Here is a 17,520-nt window from a genome sequence, read left to right on the forward strand (position 1 = left end):
TGCACTCGTGATGACGTATACAATGACTTTTGAGACAGCTTCTTGTTATATCATTCTGGTGTCTTTTCGTCCGGATATTCTTTTTTGAAATTAACCCAAAATTCGTCAAGGGTTGATTTCATGTCTTTTCTCAGGTAGATCAACCCAAACAAGTTAGGTAGTGTCATTACCGCAATGGTGATAGCTGAGAGTGTCCAAATAATGGTGGTGTCAGTAAAGGCCGCAAAAAAGAAGGCAACAACATATACCATCCTATAGTATTTCACAGATCCACTTCCCCAAAGGAAAGTCATAGCACGATCTCCATAGTAAGACCACGAGATGGCTGTACTGAAAGCAAACAATAACAAACCAATAGATACGATGTACTGTCCCCAATCTCCAAAAAATCCTCGTGTAAATGCTATAGTGGTAAGTGGAGCACTATGCACCAGTGATTTTCCTGTAAAAGTCACACTAAGGTTGTTAGGCTTACCATTTAGAATATTTACTGAACCTGAAAATGGCTTACCATCTTTCAATATACTTACGTCCTCAGCTAATGATCGGGCATGGATAATAGCAATATCATTTTTTATGTTGCCATTGTCAATTTCAAGTTCACCTGAGAAAACTGGTAGTGGGGCTTCACCTGAAATATGACCAAATAATTGAGTTTTACCAGCTTCTGTTTGATCAGTGTATTCAGACCCTACTACGATACTCATATCAGATACCTGAAAGTCATTGACGTGTTTTTCATTCCAAACTCCTGAAGAGAGCAGCACAAGACCAGTCACTGTACAAATCACAATCGTATCGATGAAAGGCTCCAGAATGGCTACCATACCTTCAGACACAGGTTCATGGCCTTTAGCTGAGGCATGTGCGATAGGTGCGCTACCTTGTCCAGCTTCGTTTGAAAAGAGTCCACGATTCACACCTCTATTGAAGGCAAAAGCGATAGACGCACCCAAGAAACCACCTGAAGCAGCAGAACCCGTGAATAGATCGGCAAAAATTGAAACAAAAGATGAGCCTACGTTGCTGATATTATAGAAAATCACAGCAAAAGCGCCAATGAAATAAATCAATGCCATTCCTGGTACTAGCTTTTCTGTTACCGCTGCAATTCTTTTGATACCACCAATAATAACAATGGCCAAAAGAAAGGCCAATACACCCCCTGTTACCATATGGTCAATGCCAAAAGTGGCATTGAGTGAATTTGATATGCTATTTACCTGTGGTAAACTTCCTGTACCAAATGAAGAAAGAACAGTTGCAACAGCAAACGCAGCAGCTAACCACTTCATGTTCATTTTATTCTTCATGAAGTACATTGGGCCACCGGCCATGGTGCCATCTGCTGTTTTTTCTCTGTATTTATGTGAAAGGGTGACTTCTACAAATTTTGTACACATACCTACTGCAGCAGTCATTAGCATCCAAAAAAGCGCGGCAGGCCCACCAATATGAATGGCCAATGCCACTCCGGCGATATTTCCAGTACCTACTGTGCCGGATAATGCTGTAGCAAGAGCTTGAAAGTGGGAAGTGTCTCCTTCATCATCAGATTTGTCAAATTTTCCTTTGACCACCTTGACTGCGAATCCAAAATATCTGATTTGCGGAAATTTTAAATAAATGGTAAAGAAAAGTCCCGTGCCGAGCAGGGCATAAGGAAACCAGAAGGCACTTCCTATAAAACTATCGATGAGAAGTAAAAAATCGTTGAGTTGCTGCATAAGCCGGGGTTAAATATTTTTTGTTTAGTTGTGACAGACAAAAATATAAAAACTGATAAGGAATAAAACGGAGTAAGGATATATTATGCGAATGGTAGGAATTTGATAATTCTGCCCTTATTTAGACCCAATGTTTAATTGAGTAAAATGTCTTCTTTGAGCAAATGGAAAGGGAATTTAATGCGAACGTAGTGGTTTTTGGGGTATTAGACCTTATTCAATCAAAAGAACTACGTTTATGTCGTTTGAAGATTATTTGTATTTGATACTAATTGCTTCCTTATGCCAGGGATTGATTATGTTCTTTAGTCCTTTGGGTCAGTCTGACAAACAATCGGAAAGGTAAAAAAATACCTCCCGACTTTGCAGTCAGGAGGTTCTCACTAGCTCCACCTGTAACTTTAGAGCCACTAAATCAATTTCTACTCACCAAGATTGAACGTCATACAAGTATTGTGATGGTGAGCAAATAGATAAGGATTGAAAATACCAGCTTTAAGATTTTCATGCTTCATAAGAATTTGCTTAAGTAATATTAAGCCCGGAATGAGCTAAATGGAATACCTAGAAGTAGGTATATTTAGCTTATTTCTTCCCTGAATAGCGAAATCCTTCAATCATACCCTCTTGAATGGCGTACTTGGTTAACCCAATTAAGGATTTGGTTTGTAGTTTTTTGCCGATGTGTTTTCTATGAGTATCCACGGTTCTCACACTGATTTTTAATTTTTTGGCAATTTCCTGAGAAGACAGTTCTTTGACTATCAAGGATAGGATTTCTTTTTCGCGATCAGATAGTTTCATTAAGAGGAAATCTTATGGGTTATCAAATATTGTTAGATCTCTGATAGACTGCAATCCGTATTGATAGGGATATTTAAGTCTACTCATTTATTGTATTCAGAAAACATCTTTTCGCTTTAGATTTACTGTTACCTATGGATGCCAAGTCACATTTAAAACAAAAGGTAAGTCAGCTTTCCTTGCTCACCGATGAGGAGTGGTTGGATTTTTCTGCCCGCTGGAAACCGCTCGCGGTTAAAAAAGGAGAGTACATTATTAAAGCTGGGCAAACTGAGAAACACTTCTACTTTGTTCATAGCGGTATGCTTAGGGCTTTTATGATTAATAATGGCATTGACGTGAGTGTTGGTTTTACCTATGATGGCGATTTTTCGGGTGCCTATGACTCTTTTTTGGAGCAACAGCCAGCCGACTGGAGTATGCAGGCCACAACAGATACAGAACTGTTGAGGATTGGTTATTCAGATTTAATGCAAATGTTTGATCTGTACAAATCCGTAGAGCGGTGGGGGAGAATATTTAATGCTCAAATGCTCATCGGTATAGGAAGAAGGCAGGTGGAGGTGAGGAGCTTTTCAGCTGAAGAGCGGTTTGATCGTTTGTTTGAACAGAGCCCTCACATTTTTCAATTGGTCTCACAAAAACATCTGGCTTCCTATGTCGGCATGACACCTGAGACGTTTAGTCGAATGAGAAAGCAAAAACTAGAAAAAAGAGAATGAGTTGACTTTCTTGATTTAGATCAATTTTTCAAAGCGAATGACCATCTACTTTTACCAAAAAATAAGCGACATGAACAAATTAGAACTAATCAACTCACTCATTGCTGATACACAAGAAGTAAAAAATGAAGCATTAAAATTTTCTTCATTAAGCAAATCTGATTTACTATCTAAGCCAAGTCCAGAAAAGTGGTGTGTATTGGAGTGCATAGAGCATCTCAATATAGCGGATGCACATTACATTGCGCAATTTGATAATAAGCTGACGAATGCGGCTCCATCGGATCGATCAGACTTCAAACCGGGGTGGATGGGGAATTACTTTGTGAAAATGATTAAACCCAAAGACGATGGAACCATCCCTTCACCCATGAAAACGATGAGAAAGTTCGTTCCTGAAATCAATGTCCAGCATGATACGCTGTCAAAATTTATCGAAGATCAGGACTATCTAATTGATGCGCTTGAAAAAAGCAAAACCTTAGACCTAAATAAAATTAAAATCACCTCTGCTATAGGGTCCATAGTAACTTTTAAGTTAGGAGATGCTTTTAGGTTTTTAATTGGTCACAATCAGCGACATATTATTCAAGCTCAGCAGGTATTGCAGCAAATGGAGACCGTGACCTAAGTAGGGGATACCAACTCATTTCTGAAAGCAAATTTGATCAAACCAACGATAGTTTTAGACTCTGTTTTTTTTAATATGTGTTTTCTATGCGTGTCTACTGTACGTTTGCTGATGAATAAACGATCCGCGATTTCTTCGCTAGAGAATTCTTGAACTATGAGTTGCAAAATCTCCAATTCACGTTCAGTAAGGCATTGAGTTTCTTCTATTACTTGTTTTTGTTTTTGAATTTTTTCCAGCATCAAAGACATCACTGCTTTACTATAAAAAGTACTTCCATCAGTAATGCGATCTAGGGCTAGGAGTAACTCTTTTTTGCCAGTGTTTTTGAGTACATATCCTTCTGCTTCCGACATGAGAATTTCTCCTACAGTTTCTCTATTGTTATGCATGGATAGGACCAATACCTTGATGTCATGATATTTTTCTTTTACTATTTTAACTAACTCTGCACCACTCATTCCAGGCATGCTTAAGTCAGAAATCAGAATGTCCACTTCATGTGCAGCCAAGAGATCCAATGCTGTTTGCCCGTCATTAGCGCTGTGAATTATAACATATTTATCCTGGCCAATAAGCAAAGATTGTATACCATCAATAAACATTTGATGATCATCTACAATCAAAATATTATAAGTATCCTTTTCCATTAGATGGCTAGTTTTAAGAAGATTTCAGATCCCTCGTTGACTTTTGATTTGATTCGCACTTCTCCATTTAATATTTCCATTCTCGATTTTATATTGTTCCAGCCAATACCTCTACTATCCTGAATCAATTCGGTGTCGAATCCCTTTCCATCATCCTTAATAGAGATTTCTACTTCACCGTTTATTGTGATGCTCAACCAGATATTTTTTGCTTCAGCATATTTGATGGCATTATTTAACACCTCTTGTATGACTCTATAAAGTGCAATTGCTTCACTTTCTCCGAGGCTCAATTTTTCTTCTGGGAAATGAGCATGGACATGTATTTTACCTGCTCCATTGATGATATGTATTTGCTCTTTGACTGCTGCTTCGAAACCAATGGATATCAAGGCATTTGGCATCATATTATGAGATATGTGACGGACTTCTGTGACGGCTTCATCAATTAGTTTGATAGAATTTTCCCATTGCTGATTTACTATGTTTTCAACCCTATCCTCCATAGCAGATACATTAAGTCGCGCTGTAGATAATAACTGTCCAAGTCCATCATGCAATTCTTGAGCAATTCGTTTTCGTTCTTTTTCTTCCCCTTCAATGAGTGATTTAAACCCAAGTTTCTGATTATTTGCTTTTTCTTCTGCGAGAAGAGCTCGTTGCTTGTGTTGATACCTGTTAAAAAATAGAAAGGCGGATAGAAGTATAAGCCCAGAAGTGCCAGCAGTAGCAAAAAAGCGATTGTTGGCTGCTTGGATTTCAGTCTCCTTTAACTGATTTTCTACAGATAGCAGCTCAATTTCTTTCTCCTTTTTTTCGGTTTCATATTGAATTGTTAGTGATTCTACATTTTTAATATTTTGCACATTGGATATACTGTCCTTTATCAATGAATATTGAATGTGAGCGTCAAGTGCATTTTCAAATTGATTGAGTCTGCGATAGACCGCTGTTATCTTTTCATAACAATATTGAGCAGCATAGGGATGCCCGATATGTTGTTCTATTTGCAATGCTTTGTTAAAAAATGAAATAGACTTGTTGTAGTCTTTGGTATGCGAGTAGAGTTCGGCCAAATTGATGTAGTTCCCGAGTAAACCCTGCTGGTCATTGACTTCTAAACGAGTTTGAAGTGCTTTACTCAAATTGTCTTCAGCTTGTTTGTACGATTGCTGCGCAATTTGAATATTGGCAATATTCTCAAGGCTGTACGGTATGCCCAGCGAGTCATTTAGGATTATTTTGTAGTTCAAACTTGAAGTATAGTAAAACATGGCACTATCTAGGTTATGGTCCATTTCGTGAAGCACCCCAAAGTTGTTGTGAGCATTTGCTAGTCCTATGGAGTCTCGCGTACTGACTAATAGATCTATTCCTTTGCGCATGTATTCAAATCCCTTATCCAAGTTTATTCGCTTGTACTGATATCCCAGTTCTGCATACTGCCTCCCTGCCATTGTCCAATCTTCCATTTCTTCAAGTTGTTTGATGCCGGTTATTCGGTAATGAAAACTGGAATCGTATGCTCCTTGATAGTAGAAAATTAGTGCCAGTTGATTGATTAATTTGGGTATGATTGAAGCATAATTGAATGAATCAGCCTTATCCAAAGCTGATTTTAGTAAGGTTTTGCTTTTGTCCGTATCATTTGTAAATGACTGTAAGTCAACAGTCAGCAACGTATCTAAGCATTTAGATTCCTCGCAATTTGAAATGTATGTTGTCAGTTGGTCAATGGTTTGACCTTGGGCACTTGAGGTAGTATTTAATGCCGTAAACAGAAATACCATAGACCATAATGATCTTGGAAATTTTATTAAGCGATAAGCGAACATGGCTATTTCCTTTTCAAGTAGATAAAAGCTTGATTCGCTGGTTGAACTGGTTAGTACTAATTTAAACCAATTGCTCTAAGTATTGAAAGTCGATGTGATATTCTTTTTTTAGCTCATTAATTTTTTCAGCGGCTAGTTGAGTATTGACCTTTTCTGATTTAGCGCCTATGAGCATGATGTTCTTTCTAGTATGTTCGTTCGATACAAATTCGAAGACTTTGGACTCATAGCCATGTTGTTCTAGAATGAGAGCTCTCAATGTATCTGTGACCATTTCGAAATGCCGTTCCTGAAAAATGCCATATTGCAATAATGGATTTTCCTGCGTTTTACCTTTTACTTGCTGACGAACTTGTTTGTGACAGCAAGGAGCACATACAATGAGATCAGATTTTGCGAGGATGGCTTTCGCTAATGCATCGTCTGTAGCTGTGTCGCAGGCATGCAGAGCAATTAAGATGTCAATATGACCATCATCAAATTCTTCAATTCTTTGATTAATAAACTGTAGTTTTTTGAAATCGCATTTTTTAGCTTTTTCGTTGCAAAAGTCAACGAGTTCCTGGCGGAGTTCAATGCCGGTGATTGATACATCATAGCCCTTTTCTCGTTGTAAAAAATCATAAAGAGCAAATGTTAGATAGCCTTTACCAGACCCCATATCCACTAGCTTTAGTTTTTTCTTTTTGACATTCGTTTCTATTTGGTGCTCCATAATTTCCAGATACTTATTGATCTGGCGATATTTATCTGCCATTTTTGGAATCAGATCACCATTGGAAGTGGTAATGCCTAATTCGAATAGATACGGAGTGTTTAGTGGAGCTCTTTTTAGCTTTTCTCTGTTGTGTGAGCTGGCCTTTGAGGATGCTGAGGCTTCTGATTCAATAACTGTTACTTTGCCCTTTTTATTGATCATCAACTGCCAGGTGGCCTGTCTCGTGAGTAATGTAGCATGTTTGAATTTGTCATCCAGTAGACTTTCTATTTCCTTTAGCCCCTCGTTTACTTCAAAATTTTTTGTGAGATCTTTAGTTAGGTGACGATAATTGAAAGTGAGTCTTTGGTCTCCCTTCAAATCTATCACTCGAATGAAAATATTCTGTAGCCCATTGGATTTGTATCTTGGTTTACTCAAAGTGAGTTTGGTGAACTGACTTGAATCTATGGTCTCACTCACTTTTTCTACAAAATTCTGGATGCTATTCATAGCGCAAAAGTAACAGGTTCTCGATTTTTTGACTTTTTTTGAGTGACAATAGTCAATCATGTGTAAAGTATCTGTCATCATCCCTACTTATAATCGAACTGTCACGTTAAAAATGGCTATTGACTCCGTATTGAGACAAGGGGTGAAAGATTTAAATATTTTAATCATAGATGATTCTTCTGATGAAGAATGCTTAGCTGAGATCGAACAGTTGGCGCTTGCCAATGATCAAATTCAAATCATTCGAAACGAAAACAACCTTGGCGTGGCAGCTTCAAGAAACAAGGGACTAGAATGGGCTAAAGGTGAGTTTGTCTTGTTCCTGGATGATGATGACATCTTATTGTCTGATATGTTAAAACTATCATTAGATGCTATCAATGAAAATCATCTGGATCTGGTGTCATGTAGATCACAAGTGGTTGGCAATGGCCTTTCCTTCCGGAAAATGCAGAGGTATAATCTACAGCAAAAGGGGCTGCTAAATGTCTATGAATTGAACAGTCAACCGATGGAACATCTTTTTTTATACACCCCTCAAATTCATACTTTTTTAGTCAGAAGGACAGCTATTGGAGGCACTCGATTTCCAGAAAATTTGAATTATGGGGAAGACATGATGTTTTGGTTGACACTAGTGAAAAAGGGCTTGCGATGCGAAAAGTTGAATTTCGTAGGAAGTGAATATAGACTGCAGAAAAGAAGTCTTACTCAAGAGGCAGATCATTATTCTAAAATGCGATTTTATGAGGATCTTTTGTCCCAAATGGAAGGAAACAAGGTGATCCAAAACCTTTGTTTTATTAAAATGACTTACACCAGTGTATTAGCCAGAAAGTTGATTTTTATTAAATGGATGGTCAAAGCATTTAGCCAGCCAATCCTACTTTTTAAGCATATTAGATTCTACTTTTAAAAACCTTCCGGTCTTTTGAATTTTAGAATCACTGGAGTATTACCTTTCATCTGATAGGTCTTTTTTGCATGATCGCTAACTTCATGACCGTTGTTGTCTAGGCCTATCCAAATTTCTTTGTCAAATAGCAAAAGAGCCTCAGCCATTCCATATTTCTCTCTAGCATAGAGTTTGCCATTAGGGTGGCTCGCCACATGTTGATAATGATATTTTTCTATCACTTCTTTTTTTATCACATCCACTTTGGTGATATAATTCCCGTTTCTCTCAAGTAGGTATAAGTATCCATTCTGAAATTTGGCATCCGAAAAATCGTTGCTATCCTGTTGTGGAATGTCAAACTGCTCTATAATTTTCCAGTTTTTCATATCTACGCTAATAATATTTCTGGGCTGGCGTTCTTTCACCAGGTACATGATTTGCCTATCACAATCGATCGTTAGTCCTTCCCATCCTGCATTTTTCCAGGTTCCAGGTTCCAGGTTGTATTTTTCAAAATTGATGGGGAGTTTAATTAAGTCGTTCGATTCTGGTTTTAATAGATTGATTGATCCTGTATATTCATTGGCTAAATAGAAATTTCCTTTGCAATAATCAATGGCTTCTAAATCTAAGCGCTCGGTGCTTGAAAATTCTCTTGAACTATCCGCATTCCATTTATTTTCATCGAATGATAGGGAGTAAAGAAATGTATTCCATGGCTTATCGGCGACTACATAAATGGAGTTGTACACTTGCGCAATTCCGCTTAAGTCAAAATTTAGTGTGTCGCTTTTTTCTAGTTGATGTACTGAAAGGAGCTCGAGCATTGGGTGCCCGTTTTTCACTTTTGGCGTACTAATCCAATGGCTGCTTAGTATTAATACCAGGCTTAAGGTTAAAGTTCTCATTTTACGCTACTGAAGATTTAATAAGCTTAAACCCTTTCTATCATAGCTCCAATAGCATTTAGGCGTTGATCGATATTCTGATACCCCCTGTCTATTTGTTCCACATTGTGAATCAAACTCTCGCCTTCGGCTGACATCGCAGCAATTAACAAGGAAACACCAGCCCTAATATCGGGAGAAGTCATCTGAATTCCACGTAATGGCACAGATTTGTTTAGCCCGATGACAGTCGCTCTATGCGGATCGCACAGTATGATTTGTGCTCCCATGTCGATCAATTTGTCAACGAAGAACAGTCTGCTTTCAAACATTTTTTGATGAATCAAGACTGTACCCTTCGCTTGGGTAGCAGTAACTAAGGCAATACTCAATAAATCAGGTGTAAATCCTGGCCAGATGGCATCAGCGATGGTCATGATAGAGCCATCAATAAACGTCTCAATTTCGTAGTGATCTTGCGCAGGGATATGAATATCATCTCCCTTAAATTCCATTTTAATGCCCAACCTTTTGAATATGTCAGGAATAATGCCCAAATGTTCAATGCCGGCATTTTTGATGGTGAGATTAGATTTTGTCATAGCTGCTAAGCCAATAAAACTTCCAATCTCTATCATATCAGGAAGCATAGTATGCTCTGTACCTCCAAGTTCTTCTACACCTTCTATGGTCAATAGATTAGAGCCTACTCCACTGATCTTGCCGCCCATACGATTGATCATTTTACAAAGCTGCTGCAAGTAAGGCTCGCAGGCTGCATTATAAATGGTCGTTTTCCCTTTGGCCAAAGAAGCCGCCATAACAATATTGGCTGTTCCGGTGACAGAGGCCTCGTCGAGCAACATATACGTGCCCTCCAAGTGGGAGGCATCTATATTGTAATAACTCGTCTTTTTTTCGTATTTGAATTTGGCACCAAGTTTTTGAAATCCAACAAAGTGGGTGTCTAGTCTTCTTCTGCCAATTTTATCACCGCCAGGCTGGGGTATCTTTCCTTTTTTGAATCGAGCGAGCATCGGTCCAAGAATCATGATAGATCCTCGAAGAGAACTCGCCATTTGACGATACTTCTCGGTTTCCAGAAAATGAATATCTACATCGTCAGCTTGAAAGGAATATGATTCCTCTCCTAATTTCTTAACTTTTACCCCCATTTCCTGGAGTAATTCTATCAGCTTATTGACATCCCTGATATTAGGAATTTTATGAATAGTAACGACTTCTTTAGTTAGAAGTACTGCGGATAAAATTTGAAGCGATTCGTTCTTGGCACCCTGAGGGGTTATTTCGCCATTTAGAGCATGACCTCCAACGACCCGGAATGAAGCCATTTATCTTCTTCTTTTGTGATTGGAATTTCTTTTGTTTCTGTGATTTCTGTTTCGGTCGTTATTGTCACGATCGTTACGTCTTTCTTTTCTGATAGGCTCAAATAGATTTCCAGCCTTCACTTTTTCCATATCGATATCCAATTTGTTGTTGGATAGCTTTCGGATATTTTTGTATACCACATCATCTTCAATAGAGTCTCTATTGTAAGAATAAATGAATGTTTTCATCAATTTGCCAATATGTATAATGGCAGCTTCTTGTTCTTCAGCATCTTCTAGAGTTATGGCTTTGTCAACCAATAGCTCAATGTTTTTGCCAAAGTGTCGAAATGTGATGTCATTGTTAGAATAGCCCATTTTTTCAGGCTTCTTTTCTAATATTTCTCTATTTGGGGTAGGAAACGGGCCGTCAATATCTATAGTAAAGTTTGAAATGATATGAAGATCGTCCCAGAGCTTTTGCTCCACTTCTGGTGTGTTTTGCATGGCAGGATTGATTTGTTTCATCAATTCTACCATTGTAGCAGCCTTTTTCGATCTTTCTTCTTTGTCTTCGATCGTATTGAGATGAGCGACTAAGTCCTGGACGTTTCGTCCGTATTCTTTTAGAGTGACATCTTCTCTAATTGTGTTGTATTCTATCATGAGATGTGATTTGCGCTTTATGCAAGGTTCAAAATTAACCCTTTAATTAATATAACATAGCACTGAATATATTTTTCAATCAAAAAACGGACGATTTGAGCAATTCAACTAGATAATGTGTGATGGTTGAAACTAAGCCTTTCATTTTGGAGTACTAACTCTATCTATATCGCTAAAACTAAATAATGATTAAAAAATTACTCTGGGTGGTTGGAGCCGCTGTTTTACTATTTGCCACAGTAGTTATTTACCAGATAGCCACCACCAGGAAACATAGCCCCTCCGCTACGGCACAACTTAAAACCAAGGACTTTGAAATCAAGGTGAATTATTGCAGACCTTTTAAAAAGGGTAGAGAAATATTTGGAGAGCTTTTGCCCTATGATACCTATTGGCGAACTGGTGCCAATGAACCTACAATCATTACTTTTTCTGAAAATTTCACCTTCGGTACGAAGGTTGTCCATGCCGGAAGTTATCGATTGTACACTATACCAAGAGCAGAGGAATGGGATGTGGTACTCAATGCAGAGACTGAAAAGTGGGGATTATGGGAACCGGATTATAGTTTAGATATTGCAAAAGTTACAGTGCCTGTGCAGCAATCGGATTCATGTGCAGAACAGTTTTTAATCAAGTTAATTGAAAACAGAGACGGAGCAGACTTAGCCATGATATGGGATTTCACCAAAGTAGTTGTTCCAATAAAGATTTAAAAAATTCGGCCCTGGGTGCAACTTTTTGAGGTTAAGTGTCATCTTATAAATGTACTCATAATAAAATGAGGTCAGAAGAGACGCTTCTGAACCCCAATGGTCAAAAACAGTTAAAAATGAAAAACAGGTGCTATTCAAATAGTACCTGTTTTTTTATGGCAATTACCGATGTGCCAGCTATTTTCCTTAGCTTGTGATTCAATTCAAATTTGGACGGGCCAGATTTCTTAATCAATAACATATTATGACAAGGACTGGCTGTTGCACGCTGTTACTGTTTTTAGTTAATTTTTATTCTTCAGGTCAATTATCGGATTCTCTAACAGGCTATGGTATTGCAAAGAGAATGTTCGAAACGTCAAGTCAAATTGAGTCCTTGACATATACTATTACCAAGCATGAACGAATAGATGGCAAGCTGAAAAAACAGGTGTCATTTACCAAAATGCAGAAAAACCCATATCGAGTATACTTACGACAGTCATTTCCCAATGATGGCATGGAAGTGCTCTATGTACAAAATGAAAATAATGACAAAGCCTTGATCAACCCTAATGGCTTTCCGTGGATTAATCTAAAACTAGACCCTAGAGATGGTATCATGCGCAATGATCAGCACCATACTATCTTCCAATCAGGATTTGATCATGTAGTTGCTATTTTGGAGTTCCTCTGTGATAAATATCAACATGAGGTTGAAAAAATGGTGATGTACAATGGAGAGGTCGATCAGCAAGGGCGGAGAAGTTTTGAAATCTCTTTTAGCAATCCCTACTTTGAAATTATAGACTACACTATTAGCGACCAAGAGACTATAGAAGATGTAGCTACAAAATATAAGCTTAGTGCCTATATGATTCTTGAGTGCAATCCAAAAATCAAAGATTATGAGGATGTGAACCCAGGACAGGTCATCAAAATCCCCAATGATTATTCCCCAAAACTCAATTTAGTTATTGATGCTGAAAAATTCATTCCTCTTAAAATGGAGGTGATTGATGAAAAGGGGGTTTACGAGCAGTATGTGTATTCTGAAGTCGTTATCAATCCAAAATTTGACCCGGCGGAATTTGCAGCAGGGTTTGAAAGTTATGGTTTTTAAAAACCAAACTCTTCCAAAGTTTTAAATTTTGGAAGAGTTAATCAGTGATTTTTACTTAAAAGCAGGAATACCTGTAATCTCATTTCCTAAAATGAGCAAATGAATGTCATGGGTGCCTTCATAGGTTACCACAGATTCGAGATTCATCATGTGGCGCATCATTGGATATTCTCCAGTAATACCCATGCCACCATGAATCTGTCTCGCTTCTCTGGCAATGTCTAATGCAGTAGCTACTGCATTTCTTTTGGCCATAGAGATCATTGGAGTTGTAGCTTTTCCTTCTTCAAACATTTTTCCCAATTTCCAATTGAGCAGTTGTGCTTTGGTGATTTCAGTCAGCATCTCAGACAATTTCTTTTGAATCAATTGGAACGAACCGATGGGTTTGTCAAACTGTACTCTTTCGAGTGAATACCTTCTAGCCGAATCATAACAATCCATCGCTGCACCGACAGCACCCCAGGCGATGCCATATCTGGCTGAGTCCAAACACATCATAGGCGCACCGAGGCCACTTTTGTTTGGTAATAAATTTTCTTTAGGCACTTTCACGTTATCGAATACCAGCTCACCAGTACAGCTTGCACGAAGGGACCACTTGCCGTGTGTTTCAGGAGTAGAAAAGCCTTCCATGCCTCTCTCGACTACAAGTCCGTGAATTCTGCCTTCTTCGTTTTTTGCCCAGACTACGGCCACATCTGCTTTGGGTGCATTAGAAATCCACATTTTGGCTCCGTTTAGCAAGTAGTGGTCTCCCATGTCTTTGAAATTGGTCACCATACCGCTTGGGTTGGATCCATGGTCAGGTTCGGTAAGCCCGAAGCATCCCAGCCATTCCCCCGAAGCTAGTTTTGGCAAATACTTCATTCTTTGCTCTTCGTTTCCGAATTTGTAGATCGGATACATCACTAAGGATCCTTGAACGGAAGCGGTTGAGCGCATGCCTGAGTCTCCTCTTTCGATTTCTTGCATGATCAAACCGTAAGAGATGTAGTCCATGCCACCACCGCCATATTGGGTAGGGATCGTGGGGCCAAAGGCTCCGATGTCTCCAAATTTTTTGACCATCGGATATTCGAAGTGGTTTCTTTCAGCCCAATCTTCGATGTTTGGTGTGATTTCTTTTTTTACAAAATCCCGAATCGAGCCTCGGATCATTTTGTGTTCATCGGTCAATAAATCATCGATTTGATAAAAATCTGGAGATTCGAATTCGTCAGTGAAATTTGATTTCATAAGAAGGGCTGTTGTTTAAAATTGTTTACTAAATCATTCAGGGCTCAAAATATTACCGTTTTAGGTAATTATGAAATTTGCTGCTCGCAATCTGTCATATTCTTTCTAACAAGTTAAAATCGTATCAATGACAAATTTAAATCTGTATGAAAAAATGATCTATGTCAGCTTAGGGCAATTTTTTGAGTAATTATCACATGGATTCCATGTAGTTTGCCTAATAATTACTTTTGATCTTTGTAGGTTGTTCAAAATTAGACCCAAATTTACAACATTAAACGACACAATACCCAGATGACAAATTCGAAATTTGATAGCAAAATATTGGATCAACTCCAGAAACTAGAAGAAAAGTATGAAGCCATGGGGCAGGATTTATCATCCTATCTTGATGGACTTTTGCATGCGGATTATCTCACCTATTGGGATTACATCCACTTGGATACTTTACTCAGTTTACAAAATCCAAAAACGCAATTTCCTGATGAGAAAATATTTATCCTATACCATCAGATCACGGAATTGTACTTCAAGTTGATTTTGAATGAAATCGAGCAGCTTGCTTTTGATGATAAGGTAGATGCTGACAAATTTCTATTGAGGATCAATCGTATTAATCGGTATCTGTTGCATTTAGTGGATTCCTTTGATGTGATGATCGAAGGTATGGATCAGAGGCAATTTTTGGATTTTAGAATGTCATTGTTACCAGCAAGTGGGTTTCAGTCTGCTCAGATCAGGATGTTTGAAATATCATGTACTGATTTATTGAATCTAGTGGAAGAGTCTAAAAGACCCGAAATGAAAGCTGATGATTTAGAGGAGATGTACGATCACCTTTATTGGAAAAGGGGAGCTACTGAATTGGCAACTGGAAAAAAAACGCTGACGCTCAAGCAGTTTGAAAACAAGTACTCACAAGAGTTTTTACAGCTTGCAAGTAGGTATAAGACAGCTAATATTTGGAAAAAGTATGAATCGAACTACAGATCGGCTGAGAATGCTTCTACTATAATAGAAGCACTTAGAAATTTGGATCAATTGTCGAATGTCCAATGGAGATTGGCTCATTACAAATCTGCCGTACGGTATTTACAAAGGGACCCTGAAGTGATTGCAGCTACAGGTGGAACCAATTGGCAAAAGTACTTACCGCCAAGATTTCAGCGAGTCATTTTCTTTCCTGAGTTATGGAGCCAAGAAGAAAAAGACAATTGGGGTAAGAGTTGGGTAGATGAGACTGTCTTTAAAAACAAAGGTTGAGGTTATTTCTTTACATATCATTTTCATTAATAAGTGCTTTGTCGTGCGCTCAAGGTGTGATAATTAAGACATACTACGATCAAGACAGCCAAGTGCTCAAAGAAATATTGACTGTTGACGATACCATTTCGAATAAACTTAATGGTCCTTATACTTCGTTTTACCTTTCTGGAACTAAAAAATCTGAAGGGAGCTATTTGAAAAACAAAGCGTCTGGTGATTGGACTTACTATTTCGAAAATGGAAAAGTCCGACAAACGGGATCGTTTTTGCACGGTCGGACAGTCGGCATTTGGTCGGATTATTTTGAAAACGGCAACCTGCGTTCTGAAGGCATTTTATCCAACAACAAAAAGGGTGGGGAATGGTCCTACTATTATGAAGCAGGTAGCCTAAAAAGCAAAGGTCAGTATGACGACGGTATTAGGGTCGGTGTTTGGAGCTATTACTATGAAGGGGGTGGATTGAAAGCTCAAGCTGATTTCAAGAATGGTAGTGGTATATACAAAGAATATTATGTGTCAGGCCAATTAAAGATGAAAGGACTTAATAAGGCAGGTAAAAGTGACAGTCTTTGGGTCTATTACTTTGAATCTGGGGAGAAAATGGCTGAAGGTTACTTCAAACAGGGTTTAAAAACCGGACCATGGAAATATTTCTATAAAAATGGCTATCTGTCTGCAGAGGGTGGCTATGAAAAAGGGCAGACTCTAGGCAATTGGATTTATTATTACCCGGATGGTGCTAAGAGTGCCGAAGGCCTTCAAAAAAATGGAATCAAAGATGGCTATTGGAAAATGTTTTATGAGTCTGGAGAGACTAAAGGTGTAGGGGAGTTTGATGAAGGTACCGGAGCATACAAAGAATATTATATCAGTGGAAATCTCAAAGTCAGTGGTCAATTTAAAGGAGATTATAATTTTGGGAAATGGACTTATTACGACGAGGAGGGAAATATAGAAGGATCAGCCAATTTTGATGAGACGGGCAAAGGTGAATATGAAGGATATTATCTCAATGGCAACCTCAAAATGAAAGGTCAATTATCTCAAGGAAGAAGAGAAGGAGAATGGACATTGTACAAACGGAATGGCGAAGTAGCTGGAACTTATTTGCCAGTTTATGGGGAAAATAATCCAGTATTTTTGAAAAGCGAGACCTTCGTGAAGCAGGCAAATGATGAAGACTATGAAAAGCCTGAATACAAGTTTAAGAATAAAAAATCGCGGTACTTCACACCTAGAGTCAACGAATACAAGGGTGTAATATTTGGCTCGAATCCACTATATACTCTGCTTGGTTACATGCCACTGGCTGTTGAATACTATTTACAAGAACGGCAGGGGTATGAACTGATTTACACCTATCATAGGAAGCCGTTTTTCGAGAATCATGGCAATATGTCAACGGGAGAATTGTTTTCGAAGGGTTCTAGTCTAATGTTCAGACAAAAATTTTATAGCGAGGATCAGACACTTGGCATGTTTTATTTCGGACATTTAATTGGAGCAGATTTCATTAAGCATGCTGCAAATGTAAGTCAGGGAGGTACGCTCAACACTTCTGAAGTGCAGTCCAAGGAAAACAGGTACTACTATGGTGTTTTCATTGGTGACAGATGGTTGAAAGATCCTGCTAATGCTGGACTAACTATCGATGTATATTTTGGTATAGGAATTGGCAAACGTGATTATTCGGCGCAATACAGTGGCAACACCTATGATCCCATATTCGAAGACATTGAGCAATCCGGTACGTATGTGCCAATCTTCTTTGGAATAAATATTGGCTATCTCGGATTCAAAAAGACAAAGAATCCCATACCTTCGTCTCGATAAA

General features: G+C 38.4%; 16 protein-coding genes. 7 read left to right on the forward strand and 9 right to left on the reverse strand.

The window, feature by feature from the left end; all coding sequences use genetic code 11:
• Window positions 1-50: 50 nt before the first annotated feature.
• Together ACOQO5_RS16830 and ACOQO5_RS16835 are read right to left on the reverse strand one after the other, a co-directional pair.
• Window positions 51-1,727, reverse strand: a complete 1,677-nt coding sequence (locus tag ACOQO5_RS16830) for an alanine/glycine:cation symporter family protein (protein ID WP_420582855.1) — start codon at window positions 1,725-1,727, stop codon at window positions 51-53.
• A gap of 585 nt (window positions 1,728-2,312) precedes the next feature.
• Window positions 2,313-2,531 (reverse strand): response regulator transcription factor, encoded by a 219-nt coding sequence (locus tag ACOQO5_RS16835; protein ID WP_420582856.1) that lies wholly within the window; start codon window positions 2,529-2,531, stop codon window positions 2,313-2,315.
• A 134-nt stretch (window positions 2,532-2,665) separates the two neighbouring features.
• On the opposite strand from ACOQO5_RS16835, the gene ACOQO5_RS16840 reads away from it, so the two are divergent.
• Both ACOQO5_RS16840 and ACOQO5_RS16845 read left to right on the forward strand, forming a co-directional pair.
• Entirely contained in the window at window positions 2,666-3,253 is a 588-nt protein-coding gene (locus ACOQO5_RS16840; RefSeq protein WP_420582857.1) for a Crp/Fnr family transcriptional regulator, read from the forward strand.
• A 70-nt stretch (window positions 3,254-3,323) separates the two neighbouring features.
• Window positions 3,324-3,884: a DinB family protein gene (locus tag ACOQO5_RS16845; protein ID WP_420582858.1), complete on the forward strand. Its 561-nt coding sequence runs from the start codon at window positions 3,324-3,326 to the stop codon at window positions 3,882-3,884.
• Here the strand turns inward: ACOQO5_RS16845 and ACOQO5_RS16850 are convergent.
• The 3 genes from ACOQO5_RS16850 to ACOQO5_RS16860 form a co-directional block, all read right to left on the reverse strand.
• A complete protein-coding gene (locus tag ACOQO5_RS16850) occupies window positions 3,881-4,534 on the reverse strand; it encodes a response regulator (protein WP_420582859.1) in 654 nt (217 codons plus the stop codon). The genes ACOQO5_RS16845 and ACOQO5_RS16850 overlap by 4 nt on opposite strands.
• Complete coding sequence (locus ACOQO5_RS16855; RefSeq protein ID WP_420582860.1) at window positions 4,534-6,324, reverse strand: tetratricopeptide repeat-containing sensor histidine kinase; 1,791 nt, start codon at window positions 6,322-6,324, stop codon at window positions 4,534-4,536. Before ACOQO5_RS16855 ends, ACOQO5_RS16850 begins: the two co-directional genes overlap by 1 nt.
• 106 nt (window positions 6,325-6,430) lie before the next feature.
• A complete protein-coding gene (locus tag ACOQO5_RS16860; protein ID WP_420582861.1) occupies window positions 6,431-7,579 on the reverse strand; it encodes a class I SAM-dependent methyltransferase in 1,149 nt (382 codons plus the stop codon).
• Window positions 7,580-7,637: 58 nt separating this feature from the next.
• Between ACOQO5_RS16860 and ACOQO5_RS16865 the strand changes: the two genes are divergently transcribed.
• Entirely contained in the window at window positions 7,638-8,495 is an 858-nt protein-coding gene (locus ACOQO5_RS16865) for a glycosyltransferase family 2 protein (RefSeq protein WP_420582862.1), read from the forward strand.
• On the opposite strand, the gene ACOQO5_RS16870 is transcribed toward ACOQO5_RS16865, so the two are convergent.
• From ACOQO5_RS16870 to ACOQO5_RS16880, 3 genes are all read right to left on the reverse strand, one after another.
• Window positions 8,492-9,304 carry an SdiA-regulated domain-containing protein gene (locus ACOQO5_RS16870; RefSeq protein WP_420582863.1) on the reverse strand — a complete coding sequence of 271 codons (813 nt, stop codon included), beginning with the start codon at window positions 9,302-9,304 and terminating at the stop codon, window positions 8,492-8,494. The genes ACOQO5_RS16865 and ACOQO5_RS16870 overlap by 4 nt on opposite strands.
• Before the next feature lie 107 nt (window positions 9,305-9,411).
• The gene (murA, locus tag ACOQO5_RS16875; protein ID WP_420582864.1) at window positions 9,412-10,716 is read right to left on the reverse strand and encodes a UDP-N-acetylglucosamine 1-carboxyvinyltransferase; all 1,305 of its coding nucleotides are present in this window, start codon (window positions 10,714-10,716) and stop codon (window positions 9,412-9,414) included.
• A complete protein-coding gene (locus ACOQO5_RS16880; protein ID WP_420582865.1) occupies window positions 10,717-11,361 on the reverse strand; it encodes a DUF4290 domain-containing protein in 645 nt (214 codons plus the stop codon). It lies immediately after the preceding gene.
• 185 nt (window positions 11,362-11,546) lie between these two features.
• On the opposite strand from ACOQO5_RS16880, the gene ACOQO5_RS16885 reads away from it, so the two are divergent.
• Together ACOQO5_RS16885 and ACOQO5_RS16890 are read left to right on the forward strand one after the other, a co-directional pair.
• On the forward strand, window positions 11,547-12,077 hold the full coding sequence (locus ACOQO5_RS16885; RefSeq protein WP_420582866.1) for a DUF2911 domain-containing protein: 531 nt from the start codon (window positions 11,547-11,549) through the stop codon (window positions 12,075-12,077).
• Between the two features lie 376 nt (window positions 12,078-12,453).
• Entirely contained in the window at window positions 12,454-13,179 is a 726-nt protein-coding gene (locus tag ACOQO5_RS16890) for a DUF1571 domain-containing protein (protein WP_420582867.1), read from the forward strand.
• Between the two features lie 51 nt (window positions 13,180-13,230).
• Here the strand turns inward: ACOQO5_RS16890 and ACOQO5_RS16895 are convergent, their stop codons facing one another.
• A complete protein-coding gene (locus ACOQO5_RS16895; protein WP_420582868.1) occupies window positions 13,231-14,418 on the reverse strand; it encodes an acyl-CoA dehydrogenase family protein in 1,188 nt (395 codons plus the stop codon).
• 294 nt (window positions 14,419-14,712) lie between these two features.
• On the opposite strand from ACOQO5_RS16895, the gene ACOQO5_RS16900 reads away from it, so the two are divergent.
• Both ACOQO5_RS16900 and ACOQO5_RS16905 read left to right on the forward strand, forming a co-directional pair.
• The gene (locus ACOQO5_RS16900) at window positions 14,713-15,681 is read left to right on the forward strand and encodes a tryptophan 2,3-dioxygenase family protein (protein ID WP_420582869.1); all 969 of its coding nucleotides are present in this window, start codon (window positions 14,713-14,715) and stop codon (window positions 15,679-15,681) included.
• A 56-nt stretch (window positions 15,682-15,737) separates the two neighbouring features.
• Entirely contained in the window at window positions 15,738-17,519 is a 1,782-nt protein-coding gene (locus ACOQO5_RS16905; protein ID WP_420582870.1) for a toxin-antitoxin system YwqK family antitoxin, read from the forward strand.
• Window position 17,520: the final 1 nt, after the last annotated feature.

It is taken from the genome of Reichenbachiella sp., from assembly GCF_965223055.1.
Taxonomy (GTDB): Bacteria; Bacteroidota; Bacteroidia; order Cytophagales; family Cyclobacteriaceae; genus Reichenbachiella.

Bases quoted from the DNA above. Each gene is read 5' to 3' on its own strand.
- ACOQO5_RS16860 (WP_420582861.1), bottom strand. From the start codon at position 7,579: ATGAATAGCATCCAGAATTTTGTAGAAAAAGTGAGTGAGACCATAGAT.
- ACOQO5_RS16880 (WP_420582865.1), bottom strand. From the start codon at position 11,361: ATGATAGAATACAACACAATTAGAGAAGATGTCACTCTAAAAGAATAC.
- ACOQO5_RS16850 (WP_420582859.1), bottom strand. From the start codon at position 4,534: ATGGAAAAGGATACTTATAATATTTTGATTGTAGATGATCATCAAATG.
- ACOQO5_RS16870 (WP_420582863.1), bottom strand. From the start codon at position 9,304: ATGCTCGAGCTCCTTTCAGTACATCAACTAGAAAAAAGCGACACACTA.
- ACOQO5_RS16885 (WP_420582866.1), top strand. From the start codon at position 11,547: ATGATTAAAAAATTACTCTGGGTGGTTGGAGCCGCTGTTTTACTATTT.
- ACOQO5_RS16835 (WP_420582856.1), bottom strand. From the start codon at position 2,531: ATGAAACTATCTGATCGCGAAAAAGAAATCCTATCCTTGATAGTCAAA.
- ACOQO5_RS16830 (WP_420582855.1), bottom strand. From the start codon at position 1,727: ATGCAGCAACTCAACGATTTTTTACTTCTCATCGATAGTTTTATAGGA.
- murA (WP_420582864.1), bottom strand. From the start codon at position 10,716: ATGGCTTCATTCCGGGTCGTTGGAGGTCATGCTCTAAATGGCGAAATA.
- ACOQO5_RS16855 (WP_420582860.1), bottom strand. From the start codon at position 6,324: ATGGTATTTCTGTTTACGGCATTAAATACTACCTCAAGTGCCCAAGGT.
- ACOQO5_RS16865 (WP_420582862.1), top strand. From the start codon at position 7,638: ATGTGTAAAGTATCTGTCATCATCCCTACTTATAATCGAACTGTCACG.
- ACOQO5_RS16895 (WP_420582868.1), bottom strand. From the start codon at position 14,418: ATGAAATCAAATTTCACTGACGAATTCGAATCTCCAGATTTTTATCAA.
- ACOQO5_RS16840 (WP_420582857.1), top strand. From the start codon at position 2,666: ATGGATGCCAAGTCACATTTAAAACAAAAGGTAAGTCAGCTTTCCTTG.
- ACOQO5_RS16845 (WP_420582858.1), top strand. From the start codon at position 3,324: ATGAACAAATTAGAACTAATCAACTCACTCATTGCTGATACACAAGAA.
- ACOQO5_RS16900 (WP_420582869.1), top strand. From the start codon at position 14,713: ATGACAAATTCGAAATTTGATAGCAAAATATTGGATCAACTCCAGAAA.